The sequence below is a fragment of the Moraxella tarda genome, assembly GCF_035181405.1.
In the GTDB taxonomy this organism is placed as follows: domain Bacteria; phylum Pseudomonadota; class Gammaproteobacteria; order Pseudomonadales; family Moraxellaceae; genus Moraxella.
The window spans coordinates 84,927-108,021 of record NZ_JAYGGV010000003.1 but is presented as its reverse complement, the minus strand read 5'-3'; the positions used below and the strand labels follow the sequence as shown (position 1 = coordinate 108,021).

General features: G+C 42.2%; 16 protein-coding genes and 1 tRNA gene. All 17 read left to right on the top strand.

Annotation, left to right across the window (positions count from 1 at the left end):
* Window positions 1–168 precede the first annotated feature (168 nt).
* A complete protein-coding gene (gene rpsL, locus U9670_RS04915) occupies window positions 169–543 on the top strand; it encodes a 30S ribosomal protein S12 (protein WP_029102685.1) in 375 nt (124 codons plus the stop codon).
* A 112-nt stretch (window positions 544–655) separates the two neighbouring features.
* Window positions 656–1,129, top strand: coding sequence for a 30S ribosomal protein S7 (rpsG, locus tag U9670_RS04910; protein ID WP_323841184.1), 474 nt, complete (start codon window positions 656–658; stop codon window positions 1,127–1,129).
* 172 nt (window positions 1,130–1,301) lie between these two features.
* The gene (fusA, locus tag U9670_RS04905) at window positions 1,302–3,431 is read left to right on the top strand and encodes an elongation factor G (protein ID WP_323841185.1); all 2,130 of its coding nucleotides are present in this window, start codon (window positions 1,302–1,304) and stop codon (window positions 3,429–3,431) included.
* A 140-nt stretch (window positions 3,432–3,571) separates the two neighbouring features.
* Window positions 3,572–4,762, top strand: coding sequence for an elongation factor Tu (tuf, locus tag U9670_RS04900; RefSeq protein ID WP_323841173.1), 1,191 nt, complete (start codon window positions 3,572–3,574; stop codon window positions 4,760–4,762).
* Between the two features lie 254 nt (window positions 4,763–5,016).
* Window positions 5,017–6,516 (top strand): MBOAT family O-acyltransferase, encoded by a 1,500-nt coding sequence (locus tag U9670_RS04895; RefSeq protein ID WP_323841186.1) that lies wholly within the window; start codon window positions 5,017–5,019, stop codon window positions 6,514–6,516.
* A complete protein-coding gene (locus U9670_RS04890) occupies window positions 6,503–7,579 on the top strand; it encodes an SGNH/GDSL hydrolase family protein (protein ID WP_323841187.1) in 1,077 nt (358 codons plus the stop codon). The genes U9670_RS04895 and U9670_RS04890 overlap by 14 nt, the downstream gene beginning before the upstream one ends.
* Before the next feature lie 43 nt (window positions 7,580–7,622).
* Window positions 7,623–8,747: a GDSL-type esterase/lipase family protein gene (locus tag U9670_RS04885; RefSeq protein ID WP_323841188.1), complete on the top strand. Its 1,125-nt coding sequence runs from the start codon at window positions 7,623–7,625 to the stop codon at window positions 8,745–8,747.
* A 242-nt stretch (window positions 8,748–8,989) separates the two neighbouring features.
* Window positions 8,990–9,065: transfer RNA gene (locus U9670_RS04880), tRNA-Trp, on the top strand.
* Window positions 9,066–9,130: 65 nt separating this feature from the next.
* Window positions 9,131–9,610 (top strand): preprotein translocase subunit SecE, encoded by a 480-nt coding sequence (gene secE, locus U9670_RS04875; RefSeq protein ID WP_323841189.1) that lies wholly within the window; start codon window positions 9,131–9,133, stop codon window positions 9,608–9,610.
* Between the two features lie 15 nt (window positions 9,611–9,625).
* Window positions 9,626–10,156 (top strand): transcription termination/antitermination protein NusG, encoded by a 531-nt coding sequence (gene nusG / locus U9670_RS04870; RefSeq protein WP_323841190.1) that lies wholly within the window; start codon window positions 9,626–9,628, stop codon window positions 10,154–10,156.
* 128 nt (window positions 10,157–10,284) lie between these two features.
* Window positions 10,285–10,716 carry a 50S ribosomal protein L11 gene (gene rplK, locus U9670_RS04865; protein ID WP_249101405.1) on the top strand — a complete coding sequence of 144 codons (432 nt, stop codon included), beginning with the start codon at window positions 10,285–10,287 and terminating at the stop codon, window positions 10,714–10,716.
* Window positions 10,716–11,417, top strand: coding sequence for a 50S ribosomal protein L1 (rplA, locus tag U9670_RS04860; RefSeq protein WP_323841191.1), 702 nt, complete (start codon window positions 10,716–10,718; stop codon window positions 11,415–11,417). Before rplK ends, rplA begins: the two co-directional genes overlap by 1 nt.
* 329 nt (window positions 11,418–11,746) lie before the next feature.
* Window positions 11,747–12,250: a 50S ribosomal protein L10 gene (gene rplJ / locus U9670_RS04855; RefSeq protein ID WP_323841192.1), complete on the top strand. Its 504-nt coding sequence runs from the start codon at window positions 11,747–11,749 to the stop codon at window positions 12,248–12,250.
* Window positions 12,251–12,319: 69 nt separating this feature from the next.
* Window positions 12,320–12,691: a 50S ribosomal protein L7/L12 gene (gene rplL / locus U9670_RS04850; protein ID WP_323841193.1), complete on the top strand. Its 372-nt coding sequence runs from the start codon at window positions 12,320–12,322 to the stop codon at window positions 12,689–12,691.
* Window positions 12,692–13,102: 411 nt separating this feature from the next.
* Window positions 13,103–17,212, top strand: coding sequence for a DNA-directed RNA polymerase subunit beta (gene rpoB, locus U9670_RS04845; RefSeq protein WP_323841194.1), 4,110 nt, complete (start codon window positions 13,103–13,105; stop codon window positions 17,210–17,212).
* Window positions 17,213–17,306: 94 nt separating this feature from the next.
* Window positions 17,307–21,533 (top strand): DNA-directed RNA polymerase subunit beta', encoded by a 4,227-nt coding sequence (rpoC, locus tag U9670_RS04840; RefSeq protein WP_323841195.1) that lies wholly within the window; start codon window positions 17,307–17,309, stop codon window positions 21,531–21,533.
* 248 nt (window positions 21,534–21,781) lie between these two features.
* Complete coding sequence (gene serA / locus U9670_RS04835; protein ID WP_323841196.1) at window positions 21,782–23,008, top strand: phosphoglycerate dehydrogenase; 1,227 nt, start codon at window positions 21,782–21,784, stop codon at window positions 23,006–23,008.
* Window positions 23,009–23,095 lie beyond the last annotated feature (87 nt).

Sequence of the window (23,095 nt, the reverse complement as noted above, 5' to 3'; positions counted from 1 at the left end):
ATATTGAGCAAATGGGCGTCAATAAGAACCGCAAGAGTAAAACGAAATTCTTTGTTTTACTCTTGTATTTTTTTTTCTTTACACATATAATGTATTGCCCCCAAGTGGGGAATAGTCGGCTTTTTATAAAAAAATTAGCCATTTTGTTAATAACGGGAGAAATTGCCAATGGCAACCACAAACCAACTTATCCGTAAGGGTCGTAAGACCATTACCGAAAAGTCGAAAGTACCTGCACTACAAGCATGCCCACAACGCCGTGGTGTGTGTACTCGTGTATATACTACGACTCCAAAAAAACCTAACTCAGCCATGCGTAAAGTGTGCCGTGTTCGTCTAACTTCTGGCTATGAAGTATCTAGCTATATTGGTGGTGAAGGCCATAACCTTCAAGAGCATAGCGTTGTGCTAATCCGTGGTGGTCGTGTTAAAGACTTACCAGGTGTGCGTTATCACACCGTGCGTGGTGCACTTGACTGTGCAGGCGTGAAAGATCGTAAGCAAGGCCGTTCTAAGTACGGTGCTAAGCGTCCTAAGGCATAAGCCTAAGACATCATTTGCGTACTTGGGGTTTGGTGTGTCAAGCCCATTTACGCAGTAAGGCTGGTTAAGCTAGCTTTTATACCAGATTATCCTGAAGATATAAGGAACTATTATGCCAAGACGTCGTGTTGTTGCTGCCCGTGAAATCCTACCAGATCCAAAATTCGGCAGCCAAACCATCGCAAAATTCATCAACCATGTCATGGTTGATGGCAAAAAATCAGTTGCAGAAAAAATTGTTTATGGTGCACTAGAGACTGTTGCTACCAAACGCAATGTTGAAGATCCTGTGGCTTTCTTTGAAGAAGTATTAGAAAGTGTTCGTCCAACGGTTGAGGTTAAAGCTCGCCGTGTCGGTGGTGCTACCTACCAAGTGCCTATGGAAGTGCGTCCCTCCCGTCGTACAGCCCTAGCAATGCGTTGGTTGGCTGATGCTGCTGCCAAGCGTTCTGAAAAATCAATGGCACTTCGTTTAGCAGGCGAGCTAAATGATGCTGCAGAAGGCAAAGGTGCTGCCATTAAGAAGCGTGATGATGTTCACCGTATGGCAGATGCAAACAAAGCGTTCTCACACTTCCGCTTCTAATTCAAGGTGTATTTAGGCTTTTTTTTAAAGCTGTATTAAATTAAATTGGAAAAAGTCAATTACCTAATTGCCCAATTTAATTCCAATCAGTCTGATGCTGTGATTTTAGTCAATTTTAATAAAATCTACGCATCAGGCACCCAATTTAATCAGAATTTTTCTAGGAAAAATTATGGCTCGTAAAACCCCTTTAAACAGATATCGTAATATCGGTATCTCGGCTCACATTGATGCAGGTAAAACCACCACATCAGAGCGTATCCTGTTTTATACAGGTAAAAGCCACAAAATTGGTGAGGTGCATGAAGGTGCTGCAACGATGGACTGGATGGAGCAGGAACAAGAGCGTGGTATCACCATCACTTCTGCTGCAACAACCTGTTTTTGGTCAGGTATGTCTAACCAATTTCCAGAACACCGCATCAACCTAATTGACACCCCCGGCCACGTTGACTTCACCATTGAAGTTGAGCGTTCTATGCGTGTTCTTGATGGCGCGTGTATGGTTTACTGTGCCGTTGGTGGTGTTCAACCACAGTCAGAAACTGTATGGCGTCAAGCTAACAAATATAAAGTGCCACGCTTGGCATTTGTTAACAAAATGGACCGTACTGGTGCCAACTTCTTCCGTGTGGTTGAGCAGGTTAAAAGCCGTCTAGGTGGTAACCCTGTGCCAGTAGTTGTGCCAATTGGTGCAGAAGATACTTTTGAGGGTGTTGTTGACCTACTAGAAATGAAAGCCATCATTTGGGATGTAGAATCTCAAGGTATGAAATTTGAGTATGGTGAAATCCCTGCTGATTTGGCTGATGTTGCCGAAGAATGGCGTAACAATATGGTTGAGGCAGCTGCTGAGTCTTCAGAAGAGCTGATGGACAAATACCTAGAAGAAGGTGATTTGAGCCGTGAGGATATCGTAGCGGGCTTGCGTACTCGTACTCTTGCGTGCGAAATCCAGCCTATGCTATGTGGTACAGCCTTTAAAAACAAAGGCGTACAAAGAATGCTTGATGCTGTCATTGAATTCTTACCAGCACCTACTGATGTTGATGCCATTAAAGGTATCTTAGATGACAAAGACGAGTCTGAGGGTAGTCGTGTATCTTCTGATGATGAACCGTTTGCTGCGTTGGCATTTAAAATCATGAACGACAAGTATGTCGGTAACTTGACATTTGTGCGCGTGTATTCAGGCGTAGCAAAACAAGGCGATAGCGTTTACAACCCAGTTAAGATGAAGCGTGAGCGTATTGGTCGTATTGTTGAGATGCATGCCAACTCACAAAATGAGGTTGATGAAGTCCGTGCAGGTGACATCGTTGCACTTGTAGGTCTAAAAGATGTAACTACTGGTGATACATTATGTGATAATGACAATGTCATTACGCTTGAGCGTATGGAATTTCCAGACCCAGTTATTTCATTGGCTGTTGAACCAAAAACCAAAGCTGACCAAGAGAAGATGTCTATCGCACTTGGCCGTCTTGCAAAAGAAGATCCATCATTCCGCGTACGCACTGATGAAGAATCTGGTCAAACCATTATCTCAGGTATGGGCGAGTTGCACCTTGACATCATTGTTGACCGTATGAAGCGTGAGTTTGGTGTTGAAGCAAATATCGGTGCACCGCAAGTTGCATATCGTGAAACCATTCGCCAAACTGTTGAAGTTGAAGGCAAATTTGTTCGCCAAACTGGTGGTCGTGGTAAATTTGGTCATGTATGGCTACGCCTAGAACCACTTGACCCAACAGGCGATGTAGAGTATGAATTTGCAGAAGAAATCGTTGGCGGTGTTGTGCCAAAAGAATATCATGGTGCGGTTGATAAAGGTATCCAAGAACGCATGAAAAATGGCGTTTTGGCTGGTTACCCAGTGGTCAATGTTAAAGCAACCCTATATGATGGTTCTTACCATGATGTTGACTCTGACGAATTGTCATTTAAGATGGCAGGCTCTATGGCGTTCAAAAAAGGCTTCATGCAGGCGTCTCCAGCACTACTTGAACCTATCATGAAAGTTGAGGTAGAGACACCAGAAGACTACATGGGCGATATCATGGGCGACCTAAACCGTCGTCGTGGTATGGTTCAAGGTATGGATGACTTGCCTGGTGGTACTAAAGCCATTCGTGCAGAAGTCCCATTGGCAGAGATGTTTGGTTATGCAACCCAGATGCGTTCTATGTCTCAAGGTCGTGCAACTTATTCTATGGAATTTGCTAAATACCAAGAAACTCCTAAGAATGTTGCTGATGAGATCATTAAGAAATTCTCTGCCAAAGATGACGATGATGAGTAATTCATTGTTTATTTAACTTAATATTTAAAAGCAGATGCTCTTAGTTGTGGCTTAGTATATGACTAAGAGCGTGAATTAAACCATTTAATCATTTGCCAAAGTATTTTTTTATTTTTGGTACTTTAAAAGGAATCATACCCATGGCCAAAGCCAAGTTCGAACGCAACAAACCCCATGTCAACGTTGGTACCATCGGTCACGTTGACCACGGTAAAACTACTCTAACAGCTGCTATCGCTACTGTTGCTGCTAAGCATCACGGTGGTGAAGCAAAAGACTATGCTGCTATTGACTCAGCACCTGAAGAAAAAGCGCGTGGTATTACCATTAACACTTCTCACATTGAGTATGACACACAAGCTCGTCACTACGCACACGTAGACTGCCCAGGCCATGCTGACTATGTTAAAAACATGATCACTGGTGCAGCACAGATGGACGGTGCCATTTTGGTTGTTGCAGCAACTGATGGTCCAATGCCACAAACTCGTGAGCACATCCTACTGTCTCGTCAGGTTGGTGTACCATACATCATGGTATTTATGAACAAGTGTGACCTAGTAGATGACGAAGAACTTCTTGAACTTGTTGAAATGGAAGTGCGTGAGCTTCTATCTGACTATGACTTCCCAGGTGACGATACACCAATCATCAAAGGTTCTGCACTTTTGGGTCTAAACGGTGATGCAGGTCAATATGGTGAGCAAGCCATTCTTGAACTACTAGACACTCTAGACAGCTACATTCCAGAGCCAGAGCGTGACATTGACCGTCCATTCCTAATGCCAATTGAAGATGTATTCTCAATCTCAGGTCGTGGTACTGTAGTAACTGGTCGTGTTGAGTCTGGTATCATCAAAGTTGGTGATGAAGTTGAAATCGTTGGTATCAAAGACACTGCCAAAACCACCTGTACTGGTGTTGAGATGTTCCGTAAGCTACTAGACGAAGGTCGTGCAGGTGAGAACTGTGGTGTTCTTCTTCGTGGTACTAAGCGTGAAGAGGTTCAGCGTGGTCAAGTACTTGCTAAGCCAGGTTCAATCACCCCGCACACCAAGTTTGATGCAGAAGTATATGTACTATCAAAAGAAGAAGGTGGTCGTCATACGCCATTCCTAAACGGCTATCGCCCACAGTTCTACTTCCGTACTACCGACGTAACTGGTGCCATCACTCTACAAGAAGGTACTGAAATGGTTATGCCTGGTGACAATGTTGAGATGAGCGTTGAGCTTATCCACCCAATCGCCATGGACAAAGGTCTACGCTTCGCTATCCGTGAAGGCGGCCGTACCGTAGGTGCTGGTGTTGTTGCCAATGTTAAAGGCTAATCTTTAACAATAGTGCCAAAGCACGAATCTAAAACCAAAAACCCCTGCCTTGATGGTGGGGGTTTTTGGTTGGTTAAAGTTTGTGGGTGTTTGGTATTGAGTGTTCTATGGGATCGTCTGACCACCTTTTTTTGATATGAGTATTCGCCAGTTTGAACCGCCAAAACAAAAACGACCTATTGATATGACCATGCAATAGCACAGACTGTGTGATATAATTTTGCATTCTTTATGATCACCTCTTTGTGTTTGATATGTTTTCCTTTCTCTCTGTAGAATTTTCCTTATTGCTGATTGTATTTTTGGGTATCTATTGGTCATTTCGCCAAAAGCCACAATGGCAAAACCTCTTACTTATTTTGATCAGCCATGCGATTATTTATCTGATGGCGGGCGTTGTGGCAATTGGTGTGTTATTTTGTTTTAGCATACTGATTTATCTGATCAGTCAGTTGATGAATAAATATCATGATCATAAAAAGATATTCTTGGTTGTTGGCGTCATCATGACATTGCTACAATTAAGCGTATTTAAATATTATGATTTTTTTAGAGAAAATATCAAATATGGTTTGGATTTGTTGCAATTAGATTCATCTCATCTGATGGCAAACATCTTATTTCCTCTGGGGATTTCTTATTATTCATTTCAGGCAATCAGTTATTTGGTGAGTCGCTATCATGATGAGAACGAAGTCCCATCATTTAACTTGTTTGAGCTATTAACGCATTTTTCATTTTTTGCCACTATCAGTGCAGGGCCGATTGCACGAGCTCAATCAGCGTCAGGATTGACAGACTTGCAAGATAATCCAGTAAGCATGAGTGTGCAAATTCGCCAACAGACCCCAAGACGAATATTGTTACCGACAGTGGCCTTGGCACTGATTTTGTTGGCACTGATTAAAAAATGGTGGCTGGCAGGGTGGCTGGCAGACCATTGGGTTAATCCCATTTTTGCCAACCCCATGCAATTTCATAGTTTAGAAGTATTGGTGGCGATTTATGCTTATACCTTGCAGTTGTTTTTGGATTTTTCAGGTTATAGTGAGATGATGCTTGGCTTTGGGTTGTTACTTGGTTTTCGTTTGCCTGTAAATTTTAAAGCACCACTTCTTGCTCATAATATTCGTGTTTTTTGGGATCGTTGGCACATCACCTTGTCCACTTGGATTCGTGATTATATTTATATCCCTTTGGGGGGTAGTCGAGGTGGTTTTGCACGCACGCAGTTAAACCTATTGATTGCTATGGGTTTATCAGGTATCTGGCATGGGTCTAGCTTGAATTTTTTGGTGTGGGGGTTGCTGCATGGATTGGCGATTATTTGGTTAAATTGTACGGACAAATTCTGCCAAAATTATTATCAGCTTTCTACCAAAGATGCTCGCAATTTGTTGTATAAGCACAGCCTCATGGGTAAAGCATTGAGTATTTTTATTACAATTACTTTTGTCAGTATTTGTTTTGTGTTTTTTAGAGCGACAACATGGTCGGAGTCCATGCAGGTTTTTATGGCGTTGTTTGGCAATCGTCATGATGTTATTTGGCATAACAATCCTTTGTATATACTTGCTATTTTTTTATTGGCATGGCCAATTTATGGATTGGTATACCCTCGCTTGCCTGTTTGGGTAAAAAAAGCGGACAGACTTCCTAAGGTGCTATGCGTTGGGCTGTTGTTTATTGGCTTTGTGATTGTGTTGATTTTTGCACCATCAGGAATTCCAGGGTTTATTTATGCAAACTTTTAATCGTATCATCAAACCAAAAGGCCAATCGCAAACACAGGCAAGCGATGCTTATCAGCATGGTAGAACCTTAGCCTATCTATTGGGTGTGCTGAGTACATTTTTTGTACTAGGTCTTTGGATCATGCAAAACTCAGTCAATGCTTACTACTTGCAGACATACCACAAGCCTAGCCCCTTGACGATGTTGGAACATCATCAGCTATGGCGTACTGGTGGAGAAATCGGCGATCAATTGTATTGGTATCATGGAAGGTTTACCGATGCGATTGTGTCCGCCAATGAGCAAATGGTGGTTTATTTTAATGAGCATCATGCTTATACACCTAAATACAAGGCTAAAATTGCTGAGCAAATGCGTCTTGTCGCTGAGCAAGCAACGCTGGTTGATGAGCAGTCCAAAGAAATTGAGGCGAAAAATCAGTACGCACTATCCATCTCTGCTGGCGATGAAATTTTTTTTGTTGGTGATTCGATGATGCAAGGAGTGGCGCCTCATACGCAGCAATTTTTACAAAAAATTCACAACATCAAGTCGGTCAATCTGAGTAAGCAAAGTACAGGGCTTTCTTATCCAAGTTTTTTTAATTGGCCAAAAACCATTGAGGAAACTTTGGCAAATAATTCAAAGATTAAGATTTTAGTGGTATTTTTGGGACCAAATGACCCTTGGGATATGCCAAATTTGAAAGGTGGTAAATTTTTAAAATATGGTACACCAGAGTGGGACATGAGCTATCGTGAACGCATGGCAAGTATTTTAAATACTGCCAAAAACTATGATGTCAAGGTGATTTGGATGACGCCACCAAACATGAAAAAGGTCAGTCTTAACGAGCGAATGACTCATCTTAATGAAATCATGCAAGCTGAGTTAAAAACGCACAATGCCTTGGTCATTGATACTCGCCCCTTGGTAGGGGGTAGTAACAATGTTTACAATGATTATCTTGTAAAAGATGGTGAGCAGATTAAAATGCGTAGCTCTGATGGCATCCACTTTACGGCTCAGGGGCAAAAATTATTGGCACAAGTATTGGAGCAGCATCTGAGCATTGTTCCTTAGGTTCTCATTAAGTGACTGCTTTGATTAATGATTGGGGTGAAAGATGAAAAAAATATTCATGGGTTTGTTGGTATTGTCTGTCAGTACGCATGGCTTTGCCAACTATCTTAGCAACTATAATGAACCAAATGCCACCAAGTTGATTGAAGCGATGAGACGGCATAGCTTTCATGTTGTGCAGTTGGGGGATTCGCATACCGCAGGCGACAGCATGACAGGCACACTTCGTGATGAGCTTCAAAGTAGGTATGGCAATGGTGGTATGGGCTGGTCAATGCCTATGTATTTTAGTGGTCAAAGATTGTTAAAATTTGGCTACGATAAACAAGACTGGACCCCCATTTCTAGCCGCCGTAATCATCAAGAAGATTATACCATTGGTGGTCTTTTGGCCAAACCAAATGGCATGGGTAGCCAGCTGACCATTAAATCCAGACAAGATCAACCAGAACAGCATATTGTGGTGAGTATCAAGCAAGGTGATGGCGATGGATTTTTTAGTGGTATTGATGCTTACGGTAGGTCTTTTTTGTTAGAGGCACCAGTGAAAAATGGCACTTGGCAAACCGCTCACATTCAAGCTAAGTTGCCATTTATCATTACAGCACAAGGGGCGATGAGTGATTCTTATCTTGGCGGCTGGTGGGCTTTTGAGCCAAATCGAGCGGGGGCAGTGGTGTCAGCTTTGGGCATTAATGGTGCTGAGTTGGCTCATTGGAATCGTTGGAATGATTTGGCGTGGCAAAATGAGCTGAAAGATGTTGCTCCTGACCTAATCATTCTGGCGTATGGAACGAATGAAGCGTATAACGACAGGGAGCCAAAAGTAGTACAGCAGGTGCTACAAGAGAAAGTTCGTAGCATTCGTCAAGCTGTGCCAAGTGCGGCCGTGATGATTGTTTCATCGCCTGAGACATTAAAAAGTACCTCGGGGCAGTGTGGTACTCGTCCAAGTGGTCTTACGCAGATTCAGCAGGCCCAAAAAGATGTTGCCATGAGTGAGCAAACTTTATTTTGGGATTGGCAACAAGCAATGGGTGGTGAGTGTTCGATGGCGACATGGATGCGTGATGGCAAAGCCGCTAAAGATGGCGTGCATTTTACTCATGCTGGCTATGCTCAGCTTGGCAAGCAGCTTGCTAATGATTTAATAGAATTCACCTACTAAATTTTAAGTTTTGAGTCTTTATTTAAAATGATAAAACATATTGCTAGGTTGCGATGAATCATTGTGATGTGGTAAATATAAGAGCTGTTAAACTTAAACTTAACCGACTAAATTATGCCAGTTTGGGTAACTTTTATTATGATCAAGCAGTCGGTGTAGAGGATATGAAAAATTAATTAAATATCGAAAAAAATACTTGCGTGGCAGAAAAAATCTGCTATAATAACAGCCCTTAACACCTTAGGCGATTGGCTCAATTGGTAGAGCATCGGTCTCCAAAACCGAGGGTTGGGGGTTCGAGTCCCTCATCGCCTGCCATCTTATATTTTCTAAACCATTCTTTTAATTTTATAAAAATTGGTCACTCCAAGGCAAACTTCTGCATGAGCGATAATAAAGATAATTTTGATACACGAGTAGAGACTGTGGCGTCAAATGGCTCAGCTCAGCAAAAAAAGGCGGTTACCGTTTCCAAAGAGAATGTAGTCGAAGTTGCCAAAACTCGCTCAGCAAAAGATTATTTGTTATGGAGTTTGGCAATTTTGGCTTTAATTGGTGCGACCTTGGTATCAGAATATCTGCCCAGATATCTGCCAGCAGCCAATAATATTTGGGTGCAGTTGGCCAACACGGCAGGATTGGTTATTTTTGCTCTTATTTGTCTGGCTTTTACTAACCAAGGTTCTGCTTTTAAGACGCTTTTAAAAGACGCAGGCATTGAGCTTCGTCGTGTTACTTGGCCAAGCAAAGATGAAACCTTCCGTTATACATGGCAAACCATTTTGATGATAATTATCTTTGGTGTGGTGGTTTGGTTGTTAGATAATATTTTTAATAAAATTATTGGTTTAATCCTTAACTAATTTAAAGGTGATGTGATGCGTTGGTACATTATCCAAGCATTTTCTGGCTATGAAAAGCAAGTTCAGCGTTCTTTGATAGAGCGTATTAAGCGTAGTGAATTTGTCGAATCTTTTGGTGATGTGCTTGTGCCAACCGAAGAAGTAATAGAGATGCGTGATGGTAAAAAACGCACCGTTGAGCATAAGTTATTTCCAGGTTATGTGCTTATTAATATGGACATGACAGAAGATACTTGGCATATTGTAAGAAGTTGCCCAAACATTACAGGGTTTATTGGGGGTACGCCAGAAAATCCTGCACCCATCACACAAATTGAAGCTGACCGTATTTTAAATCGCATTCAAAAAGGCAGTGAAGCACCTCGTCCAAAAACAATGTTTGAGCCAGGTGAAGAGGTGTTGGTGATTGATGGTCCATTCACCGACTTTAAAGGTCTGGTGAAAAAAGTGGATTATGATAAATCTAAGTTACACTTAACTGTCAGCGTGTTCAATCGTCCGACAGAGGTTGAACTTGAATTTACAAAAGTTGAAAAATTAAACTGATTTTGATATAATTATTTTTTTGGCTCTAAGCTATGCTTGGAGCTTTTCGTTGAATTAAATGTTTTTTTAATTCTTAACCTTGGGGAGCTAAGTTTTTTAGCGTCATCACCCACCATTGGAGAAATTTTATGGCAAAGAAGATTGATGGTTACATCAAACTACAAGTGCCTGCTGGTAAGGCGAATCCATCACCACCAATTGGTCCAGCTTTGGGTCAAAAAGGTGTAAATATCATGGCTTTTTGTAAAGAGTTTAATGCAGCATCTGCAAACTTTGAACCAGGCCTGCCAATCCCAGTTGTTATTACTGTTTTTAGCGACAAGTCTTTTACTTTCATCATGAAGTCGCCACCTGCGGCCGTTCTACTGCGTAAAGCAGCAGGCATTGCCAAGGGTTCTAGCGTACCTAATAAAGACAAAGTTGGTACTGTAACTCGTGCACAACTAGAAGAAATCGTAAAAACCAAAGAGGCAGACCTAACCGCTGCTGAACTTGAAGCGGGTATTCGTACCATTGCAGGTACTGCACGCTCAATGGGTCTGAATGTGGAGGGTGTGTAATGGCTAAGCTAACTAAGCGTCAAAAGCTAATCAATGAAAAAATTGATGGTAATAAACTATACACCATTGAAGAGGCGGTTGCGATTTTAAATGATTTGCCAGCGGCAAAATTCAAAGAGTCTATCGACATTGCTATCAACCTAGGTGTTGATCCTCGTAAATCTGACCAAGTGGTTCGTGGTGCTACCAACCTACCTGCAGGTACTGGCAAAACCAAGCGTGTTGCTGTTTTTGCTCAAGGCGCAGCTGCTGAAGCTGCCAAAGAAGCAGGTGCTGATGTTGTTGGTTTTGAAGATTTGGCAGACAGTATCAAAGCTGGCAATCTAGATTTTGATGTGGTGATTGCATCTCCAGATGCCATGCGTGTGGTTGGTCAACTAGGTACTATTCTTGGCCCGCGTGGTTTGATGCCAAACCCAAAAGTTGGTACAGTGACAGCTGATGTTGCTACTGCGGTTAAAAATACCAAAGCAGGTCAGGCTCAATATCGTGTTGATAAAGCAGGTATTATCCATGCTTCTATCGGTCAAATTGGCTTTACTGGTGAACAGATTGAACAAAACGCAACTGCGTTGTTGAATGATTTGAAGCGTGCTAAACCAGCTACTTCTAAAGGTGTTTATATTAAGAAAATTACTTTGTCTAGCACTATGGGTCCTGGTATTGCAATCGATCCAGTTCCACATCGTGCCAACAAATAATTTTTCATGATTGATGTCATGACTGGTGAAAAACCAAATTGAGATAATCCTTGCTTTTTGTGGTTTTTCACTTATAATGACCGATTGATTAATGATTTCCCGTAACAGTTCATTAATACAACGATTTTTATTAGTTCAGCACAGCGGGTTGTGCTGTCTAAGACCGTAGGTGTGATTGATTGTTAGCAAGCAGTCACCTAAATTATAAATAAAATTATGAGCCTACGCAGACGGAAAGACGATAAGTCGCCGTATATTGGTGCAAATCTGTATAGATTTGTGAAATTTGCTTATTATCTTTTTTTAGATAATAAATATGGAGACAACCCATGGCACTAAATCTTCAAGACAAACAAGCAATTGTTGCTGAAGTAAATGAAACTGCCAAAGGTGCGCTCTCTGCTGTTGTCGCCGACTCTCGTGGCGTAACAGTGGCACAGATGACCGAACTTCGTAAATCAGCTCGTGCAGCAGGTGTCGACATGCGTATTGTGCGTAATACTTTATTACGCCGTGCCTTGGAAGATACTGATTTTGCTTGCATGAATGATGTATTCGTTGGTCCTACTTTAATTGCATTTTCTAATGAACATCCAGGTGCGGCAGCGCGTCTGTTTAAAGAATTTGCAAAGGGCAACGACAAGTTCGAAATCAAAGGCGCGGCTTTTGAAGGCGAATTTATTGATGCTAAATCAATCGATAAGCTTGCTACCCTACCTACTTACGACGAGGCCATCGCCCGCCTAATGGGTACAATGAAAGAAGCAGCAGCAGGCAAACTTGCGCGTACTCTTGCTGCACTTCGCGACAAATTGCAAGCAGAAGCGGCTTAATATTCTTAATTTTTTTGAAAATTATCCGTTTTATTCAATTCATAATTTTATTTCATAGGAATAATTGCTATGTCACTAACTAACGAACAAATCTTAGATGCAATCGCAGAAAAATCAGTCATGGAAATCGTTGAGCTTATCTCTGCGATGGAAGAAAAATTCGGTGTATCTGCAGCAGCTCTAGCAGCAGCTCCAGCAGCTGGCGGCGAAGCAGCGGCAGCTGAAGAAAAAGATGATTTTGATGTTGTTCTAACTTCTGGCGGCGACAAGAAAGTAGCTGTTATTAAAGTTGTGCGTGAAGTAACTGGCCTAGGTCTAAAAGAAGCTAAAGACCTAGTTGAAGGTGCTCCACAAACTGTTAAAGAAGGCGCATCTAAAGCTGAAGCTGAAGAGCTTAAGAAAAAACTTGAAGAAGCTGGTGCTTCTGTTGAACTTAAATAATTTAGTCTGTTCAAGCTATTAATATCTAGTTAATAGCTGAATGAAATTATTTATTAAAAAGCCAATTTTGCACTTGCAATTTTGGCTTTTTTTTATTATAATTTAGTATTTGACCTTTTGTGTCTATCCGAATTGTCAATCGGGTAACACAACCTAAAAGGACAAACACGCTCTATGCAAAACGACATTGTTCAGCAATAACCAAAGATTTAGCTAAGTGCCGATATGGCATTTGGCACTTTGTCGTGTTTGTGTGGTTGGCTTACAGTTTGGGCACATCGTGTGTGTTTGGGTGGTTTCATGGGTTTGCTGGGCGTTTGACAGCCGTCCTTTTTATTGACAGTTTTTCATTTTTAAAGGTTGGCTCTTGTTCTTGCAATGGGCCCTTCCAAATTAACGTAAGGAATCTTAATGGCTTATTCTTATACCGAAAAGAAACGCATTCGTAAAAGTTTTTCTAGACTTCCAGACGTCATGGATGTGCCATATTTATTGGCCATTCAAGTGGATTCTTACGAGCAGTTTTTGCAAGAGCATAAAAAGCCAAGAGAGCGTGCAAATGTTGGCTTACAGGCAGCTTTTTCATCAATTTTCCCAATTACCAGCCATTCAGGTAATGCTGAATTACAGTTTGTTGAATATTATTTAGGTGAACCAGAATTTGATGAGCGTGAATGCATCATGCGTGGCTCGACTTTTGCTGCACCACTGCGTGTAAAAATCCGTTTGGTTTTAAAAGATAGAGACAATAAGGACAAAGATAGCAAGGCTGCCATCAAAGACATTCGTGAGCAAAGTGTATTTATGGGAGAAATCCCATTGATGACAGATAATGGTACATTTATTATTAATGGTACTGAACGAGTCATCGTCTCTCAATTACATCGTTCACCTGGCGTATTTTTTGATCATGATAAAGGTAAAACGCATTCAAGTGGTAAGGTGCTTTATAATGCTCGTATCATTCCTTATCGTGGTTCTTGGCTTGATTTTGAATTTGATGTCAAAGACTTGGTATATGCTCGTATTGACCGTCGCCGTAAGTTGCTTGCAACCATCATCTTGCGTGCCATTGGTATGGATACTGCCGATATTTTAAATACTTTCTTTGAAACCATTGAAGTATATAAAGGTGAAGAATCTTTTGAAGTGCAATTGGTGGCAGAGCGTTTGCAAGGTGAGATGGCACAATTTGATATTGTGTCGCCAGAGGGCAAGGTGATTGTTGAGCAGGGCAAGCGTATTAATGCTCGCCGCATCAAAGAAATCATGGCATCTGGCATGACTAAGCTGGCTGTGCCTGATGAGTATTTGTATGAGCGTATTTTGGCAGAAGATATTGTTTATCATGATGAGGTGATTGCTCGTGCAAATACGTTGATTGATCATGAACTTTTGGTAAAACTTGCTGATAAGAATATCAAAGGATTTAAGATTTTATTTACAAATGATATTGATCATGGTGCGTATATTGCCGATACTTTACGCGCCGATACGGTGCTTAGTCGTGAAGAGGCTTTGATTGAAATTTACAAAGTCATGCGTCCAGGTGAGCCACCAACGCTAGAGACGGCTGAAAAGTTGTTTGAACAAATGTTTTTTAGCCAAGAGCGTTACGACTTATCTAATGTTGGCCGTATGAAGTTTAATCGTCGTTTGGGGCGTGAGTTCATTGAAACCGATGATATCAATGCACAGCGTGAACAAGGCGTATTATCAAACCAAGATATCGTTGATGTACTAAAAGAGTTGATAGAAATCCGTAACGGTCGTGGCGAAGTTGATGACATTGACCATTTGGGTAACCGCCGTATTCGCTCGGTGGGCGAGATGACCGAAAATCAGTTTCGTATCGGTCTGGCTCGTGTTGAGCGTGCAGTAAAAGAGCGTTTGACCACAGCTGAGTCAGACAGTTTATCACCGCAGGATTTGATTAATTCAAAACCTGTTGCAGCGGCAATTAAAGAGTTTTTCGGTTCATCACAGTTATCGCAGTTTATGGATCAAAACAATCCATTATCTGAGATTACCCATAAACGCCGTGTGTCTGCACTTGGTCCTGGCGGTCTAACTCGTGAGCGAGCAGGCTTTGAGGTGCGAGATGTGCATAATACTCATTATGGTCGTGTCTGTCCGATTGAAACACCTGAAGGTCCAAACATTGGTTTGATTAACTCATTGGCGGTATTTGCCAAAACCAATAATTTTGGTTTTTTAGAAACGCCGTATCGTCGGGTTATTGATGGCAAAGTAACCGATGATATTGAATATATGAGTGCCATTGAAGAGGTTGGTTCTGTGATTGCACAGGCAGATTCACCAATGAATGACAAGGGTGAATTGACTGAAGAAATGGTCATGGTACGCCATCAAGGTGAATCGGTACGCATGGGCGTGGATAAAGTAACACACATGGATGTATCGCCACGCCAAGTTGTCTCTGTTGCTGCTAGCTTGATTCCTTTCTTGGAGCATGATGATGCCAACCGTGCTTTGATGGGTGCAAACATGCAACGCCAAGCTGTGCCTACTTTGCGTTCTGATAAGCCATTGGTTGGTACTGGCATGGAGCGTCATGTCGCACGAGATTCTGGCGTGTGTGTGGTTGCCAAGCGTGGTGGTACGATTGAAGAAGTAGATGCCAGCCGTGTGATTGTGCGTGTGAACGAAGATGAAATGACCGCAGGTGAGGCGGGCATTGATATTTATAATCTGATCAAATACACTCGCTCGAACCAAAATACCTGTATCAATCAGCGTATTATTGTGAACCAAGGTGATGCCATTGCTCGTGGTGATATTTTGGCAGATGGTCCATCAACTGATTTGGGTGAATTGGCTCTTGGTCAAAATATGCGTGTGGCATTCATGCCTTGGAATGGCTATAATTTTGAAGACTCTATCTTGCTTTCTGAGCGTGTGGTGCAAGAAGACCGCTTTACCACCATTCATATTCAAGAGCTAACCTGTGTGGCTCGTGATACCAAATTAGGACCTGAGGAGATTACAGGCGATATTCCTAATGTGGGTGAGGCAGCACTTGCCAATCTAGACGAGGCAGGTATTGTTTATATCGGTGCAGAAGTAGATGCAGGTGATATCTTAGTGGGTAAAGTAACACCAAAAGGTGAAAGTCAGCTAACCCCAGAAGAAAAGCTGTTGCGTGCGATTTTTGGTGAAAAAGCAGCCGATGTGAAAGATACCTCTCTTCGTGTGCCTTCATCAACAAAAGGCACGGTCATTGATGTGCAGGTTTTCACCCGTGATGGGCTAGAAAAAGACAGCCGTGCCAAGTCAATTGAAAAAGCCATGCTTGACAGTTATCGCAAAGACTTAAAAGAAGAGTTGGTCATCTTTGAGGCAGCAGCTCGCAGTCGTATTGTACATTTGCTAGAAGGTGAAACCATCAGTGGTGGTGCAGGCTTTAAAGCAGGTACGATACTAAGTGGTACTGATATGGAAAGCTTATCGCTTGAAAGTCTGCTTGATATTCAGCCAGCCAAAGAAGATGTGTCTGAGCGTCTTAATCAAATTGCTGAGTATCTTAGCGACAAGCAAAAAGAAATTGATAACAAATTTGCTGAGAAAAAACGCAAATTAACGCAAGGTGATGACTTGGCTCATGGCGTACAAAAAATCGTTAAGGTTTATTTGGCGGTTAAGCGTCGTATTCAGCCTGGTGATAAGATGGCAGGTCGCCATGGTAACAAAGGGGTGGTATCACGCATTATGCCTGTTGAGGATATGCCTTATGATGAAAATGGCAATCCTGTGGACATTGTGCTAAATCCTCTGGGTGTACCGTCGCGTATGAACATCGGTCAGGTGTTAGAAACTCACTTGGGCATGGCAGCTCGTGGTCTTGGAGATAAGATCAATGATATGATGCGTGCTCAGGTGGCTGTCAGAGAATTGCGTGAATTTTTAGATAAGATTTACAATAAAGTTGGTGGCGAGCAAGTTGATTTAAATAGCCTATCTGATGAAGATATCTTAGCGATGTCAGAAAATTTACGCAAAGGTGTACCGATGGGTACGGCAGTCTTTGATGGCGCTAAAGAAACACAAATTAAAGAGCTGTTGGAACTTGCGGGTCTTGATAAATCGGGCCAGCAGACGCTATACGATGGTCGTACTGGTAAGAAGTTTGACCGTCCTGTAACTGTAGGCTATATGTACATGCTTAAGCTAAACCACTTGGTTGATGATAAGATGCACGCCCGTTCAACTGGTTCGTACAGCCTTGTTACCCAGCAACCGCTTGGTGGTAAAGCCCAGTTTGGTGGTCAGCGTTTTGGTGAGATGGAGGTTTGGGCATTGGAGGCGTATGGGGCAACTTATACCTTGCAAGAAATGCTTACCGTCAAATCAGACGATGTTGAAGGTCGTACTCGTATGTATAAAAATATCGTTGATGGTGAGCAATATATGAACCCAGGTATGCCAGAGTCATTTAATGTACTGACCAAAGAAATTCGTTCGTTGGGTATTAATATTGATTTAAAAGAAAAGAAAAAATAAGTCAAACCCGAGAAATCACATTCATCTAGGCTTGTCATTGCCTAGGTGAATGAATTAACGAATACCGATTTGACGAACATAATGGAGAATCCTTTTGAAAGATTTATTAGACATCATGAAAGGCCCTGCCGATAACGGCATTAAAGAATTTGACAGCATTCAAATTTCCTTGGCAAGTCCTGACACCATCAAGTCATGGTCGCATGGCGAGGTTAAAAAACCAGAAACGATTAACTATCGTACCTTTAAGCCTGAGCGTGATGGCTTGTTTTGTGCCAAGATTTTTGGCCCTGTCAAAGATTTTGAATGTCTGTGTGGCAAATATAAACGCCGTAAATTTCAAGGCATCATTTGTGAAAAATGTGGCGTTGAGGTTACCACTGCCAAAGTTCGTCGCGACCGCATGGGGCATATTGAGCTGGCCAGTCCAGTGGCTCATATTTGGTTCTTAAAATCATTGCCAAGCCGTATTGGTCTACTGCTTGATATTACCTTGCGTGATATCGAAAGAGTACTATATTTTGAAAGCTATATTGTTACCGACCCTGGTATGACCGCTCTTGAAAAATATCAGTTGCTTGACGATGAAGAATATTTTACTGCTCTTGAACAATATGGCGATGAATTTATTGCAAAAATGGGTGCAGAGGCCATTCAAGATCTACTAAAAGATATTGATGTTGATGGTGAAATTGACGAACTGCGTGCACTCATTCCACAGACCAGTTCAGAAACTAAACTGAAAAAAATGTCAAAACGATTGCAGTTGTTGGAATCTTTTTGTGATTCTGGCAATAAGCCTGAATGGATGGTAATGACAGTATTACCAGTGTTACCGCCAGATTTGCGTCCATTGGTGCCGCTTGAAGGTGGTCGTTTTGCCACAAGTGATTTGAACGATTTATATCGTCGTGTTATTAACCGTAACAACCGTCTAAAACGCCTTTTAGAATTAAATGCCCCTGATATTATTGTCAGAAATGAAAAGCGTATGCTCCAAGAAGCGGTGGACGCTTTATTGGATAATGGTCGTCGTGGGCGTGCAATCACTGGCTCTAACAAACGCCCACTAAAATCACTTGCTGACATGATCAAAGGTAAACAAGGTCGTTTCCGTCAGAACCTGCTAGGTAAGCGTGTGGATTATTCGGGTCGTTCGGTGATTGTGGTAGGTCCTACGCTTCGTCTACATCAGTGTGGTTTGCCTAAAAAAATGGCACTAGAACTGTTCAAGCCATTTACTTATGCTAAGTTGTTGCAAAACAACATTGCTCAAACCATTAAATCTGCCAAAAAAATGGTAGAGCGTGAAGAACCAGCCGTTTGGGATATGTTGGCAAGCGTCATTCGTGAACATCCAGTACTGCTCAACCGTGCACCAACTCTTCACCGTTTGGGTTTGCAAGCATTTGAACCTGTGTTGATTGAAGGTAAGGCGATTCAGTTGCACCCACTTGTTTGTGCGGCATTTAACGCCGACTTTGACGGTGACCAAATGGCGGTGCATGTGCCACTGACACTTGAAGCTCAGCTAGAAGCTCGTGCCTTGATGATGTCTACTAACAACATCTTATCGCCAGCAAATGGCGAGCCAATCATTGTGCCATCGCAAGATGTTGTTTTGGGTCTGTATTATATCAGTCGTAGCCATGTTAATGCCAAAGGCGAAAATATGGTGTTTAGCACCGTTAATGAGACCTTGCGTGCGATTGGCTCTGATGATTTGTCTGTAAATGCTAAGATTAAGGTGCGTGTTACAGAAACCATCATTGATGAAAAAACAGGCGAAAAAACCACCAAAACCGAAGTTAAAGATACTGTAGCTGGGCGTTTGCTTATTTGGAATATTATGCCAGAAGGCATGGCGTTTAGTGAATGTAATCAGGAGATGACCAAGAAAAACATCTCTAAGTTGCTGAACTCGTGCTACCGTAAATTGGGCGTAAAAGAATCTGTACTATTTGCCGATCATTTGATGTACTTGGGTTTTGCTCAGGCGACCTTGTCTGGTATTTCAATTGGTATGGAGGATATGGTCATTCCACCTGCCAAAAAAGAAATTATGGAAGCAGCTGATGCAGAAGTGCGAGAAATTGAGCAACAATTTGAGCAAGGTTTTGTAACTGCAGGTGAACGCTATAACAAGGTTGTTGATATTTGGTCTCGTACATCAGATAAGATTGCCAACGCGATGATGGATAATTTATCAACCGATGAGGTTGTTAATAGCGATGGTGAGACTGAGCGTGAAAAATCATTCAACTCAATTTATATGATGGCAGATTCTGGTGCTCGTGGTAGTGCCACCCAGATTCGACAGCTTGCTGGTATGCGTGGACTTATGGCAAAGCCAGACGGTTCTATTATTGAAACACCAATTAAGGCAAACTTCCGTGAAGGCTTGACAGTATTGCAATACTTTATCTCGACACACGGTGCTCGTAAAGGTCTTGCTGATACCGCCTTAAAAACCGCAAACTCTGGTTATTTGACTCGTCGCTTGGTTGATGTGGCACAAGATTTGGTCATTACCATTGATGACTGTGGTACAGAGTCTGGTCAGCGTATGACGCCTGTGATTGATGGTGGCGAAATTGTTGAACGATTGGGCGATCGTGTGCTTGGTCGTGTTACTGCAAAAGATGTATTAACCGCTGATGGCGAGGTTATTGCCCCTGCTGGTACGCTGATAGATGAGCGTATGGTTGAAAAACTAGATGCCAACGCAATTGATGAGGTTTATGTGCGTTCGGTGATTACCTGTGAGTCAGGTCATGGTGTGTGTGCTAAGTGCTATGGCCGTGATTTGGCACGAGGTCATCTGGTAAATATTGGTGAATCTGTGGGCGTGATGGCGGCTCAATCAATTGGTGAGCCAGGCACACAGCTTACGATGCGTACCTTCCATGTGGGCGGTGCAGCAAGTGCAGCAGCTGTTGATAACAGTGTTTCTGTAGGTAGCAACGGTACTGTTCGTTTCCACAACATGAAAACTGTAGAACATGCTGATGGTCATTTGGTGGTGGTGTCTCGTTCGGCAGAAATTGGCGTTGCAGACACACAAGGTCGTGAGCGTGAACGCTATAAAGTGCCTTATGGTTCTAATGTATTGCTCCGTGATGGTGCTGAGGTATTGGCAGGCGATGTGATTGCCAAGTGGGATCCGCATACTCACCCAATCATCACAGAGTTTGCAGGGGTGGCACGATTTAGCGATATCACAGATGGCATGACAGCAACCGTAAAAGTGGACGAAACCACAGGTATGAGTTCATTTGAAATTTTGGCAAGTAAAGACCGCCCAAGTATCGCAAAAGATTTGCGTCCTGCAATCATTTTGGATACTGCTGATGGCAAGGAAGTGATTTATTTCCTACCTGCTGAGACGGTCATTCGTGTGTCAGAAGGCGAGCAAGTTACTGCAGGTTCGGTGTTAGGTCGTGTGCCACAAGCTACCTCAGGCACAAAAGATATTACGGGTGGTCTGCCACGCGTTGCTGACCTATTTGAAGCACGCCGTCCAAAAGATCACGCTATTATGGCAGAAATGAGCGGTGTGGTTTCTTTTGGCAAAGAAACCAAAGGCAAAAACCGCTTTATCATCACTGATGAAGATGGTAATGTTCATGAAGAATTGATTCCAAAATGGCGTCAGATCAATGTGTTTGAAGGTGAAACTGTTGAGCGTGGTGAGGTGGTGTCTGATGGCCCACAAAATCCGCATGATATCTTACGCTTAAAAGGCGAAACAGCACTTGCCAATTACATCGTTAATGAAGTGCAAGAAGTTTATCGTCTACAAGGTGTTAAGATCAATGATAAGCACATTGAAGTCATTGTGCGTCAAATGCTGCGTAAAGTTGAAATCACCGATGGTGGCGATTCTAGCTACTTCAAAGGTGATCAGGCTGAATATACGAAGATTCGTGCACTGAATGAAGAGCTGATTGCAAACAATAAGTTCCCAGTACAGTTTGAGCGTCAGCTACTTGGTATCACCAAGGCATCGCTTGCAACCGAATCCTTCATTTCGGCAGCATCATTCCAAGAGACTACCCGAGTGCTTACTGCGGCTGCGACAATGGGCAAGGTTGATGACTTAACAGGTCTAAAAGAAAATGTTGTTGTGGGTCGCTTGATTCCAGCAGGTACTGGACTTGCTTATCACCAAAACCGCAAGCGTAAAGCAGAGCTTGCCTTGGAAAATACAACAACCAATGACGATATCACGCTTGATGATATTTTAGCACCAAGCGATGCTTTATCGACAGAGGACAGCTTTGCCAAGGCCTTTGCTGATGAGCTGGGTCAAGACAGCTAAAAATATAAAAAAAGCTCACTGATGGTGAGCTTTTTTTTATGGCATGATGATACTGATTTTAGTACCAAGCATGATACTGACTTTGAATGAATTTATTAAAAAAGCTGATGATTACTTGCTATTTGCAAAGGCTTTTTGATTGGTTTGAGAGATTTTTGTATTGCTTTTTAAAGGCAATTGGTTGCAAAATTGATATAATCAGTGTATAACTATATTCTGCCTTGTTTTTACTATGTGAGAAATTTTTTATGACTTTATCGCTCCAAAAAGACAAAATTCGCTTTTTACTTCTTGAAGGCGTGCATGATAACGCCTTAAAAGTACTAAATGATGCAGGCTATCATAATATTGAATACATCAAATCTGCACTTGATGAGGCTGAGCTGATTGAAAAAATCAAGGACGCACACTTTGTTGGTATTCGCTCACGCACACAATTAACTCGCAAGGTGTTAGAATCTGCCGAGAAGTTGATCGCAATTGGTTGTTTTTGTATTGGTACCAACCAAGTAGACTTAGATGCTGCTTTGGAATTGGGCATTCCTGTGTTTAATGCTCCTTATTCCAATACTCGCTCGGTGGCGGAGCTGGTGCTGGCTGAGACAATCATGCTGATGCGTGGCATACCTGAGAAGAATGCGGTTGTGCATCGTGGCGGTTGGAATAAATCTGCCAAAGATAGCTTTGAGGTGCGTGGTAAGACGATGGGCATTGTAGGCTATGGTTCTATTGGCTCTCAATTGTCAGTGCTTGCTGAGGGTTTGGGCATGAAAGTGATTTATCATGATGCGATGACCAAATTGCCCTTGGGTAATGCCACTCAAGTTGCCAGTTTAGATGAGTTGCTTGCCAACGCTGATGTGGTAACACTACATGTGCCTGATTTACCAAGTACGCGTAACATGATGACCAAGGCTGAATTTGCTAAAATGAAAGATGGTGCATTCTTTATTAATGCAGCTCGTGGTGGCTGTGTGGACATTGATGCATTGGCAAAGGCCCTAGAAAGTGGCAAAATTTTGGGTGCGGCAATTGATGTGTTTCCAAAAGAGCCTAAATCTGCCAATGAAGAATTTGTCTCTGCGCTTCGTGCTTTTGATAATGTCATTTTGACGCCACATGTAGGGGGCTCAACTCAAGAAGCACAAGCAAATATTGGCCTAGAAGTCGCTGAGAAGTTTGTTAAGTATTCTGACCAAGGTGATACGACCAGTGCAGTCAATTTTCCGAATGTTTCAATCCCATTTATTGTAGGTACGCACCGTCTGCTACACATTCATAAGAATGTCCCTGGTGTTTTGTCGCAAATTAACGCCTCATTTGCTGATGCTGGTATTAATATTGTCGCACAATCACTCATGACTAAGGGTGATGTCGGTTATCTAGTAATGGATGTAGATGATAATGATTCTGAAAAAGCAATGACTCGCTTGCGTGCTGTCGCTGAGACAATTCGAGTACGGGTACTATTTTGACGAACCGAATCATTAACAAAATAAAACCGCTTTCTTGATGAGGTGGTTTTATTTTGTGATAAAATGAGCTAATTTTTTGGGCAGTTT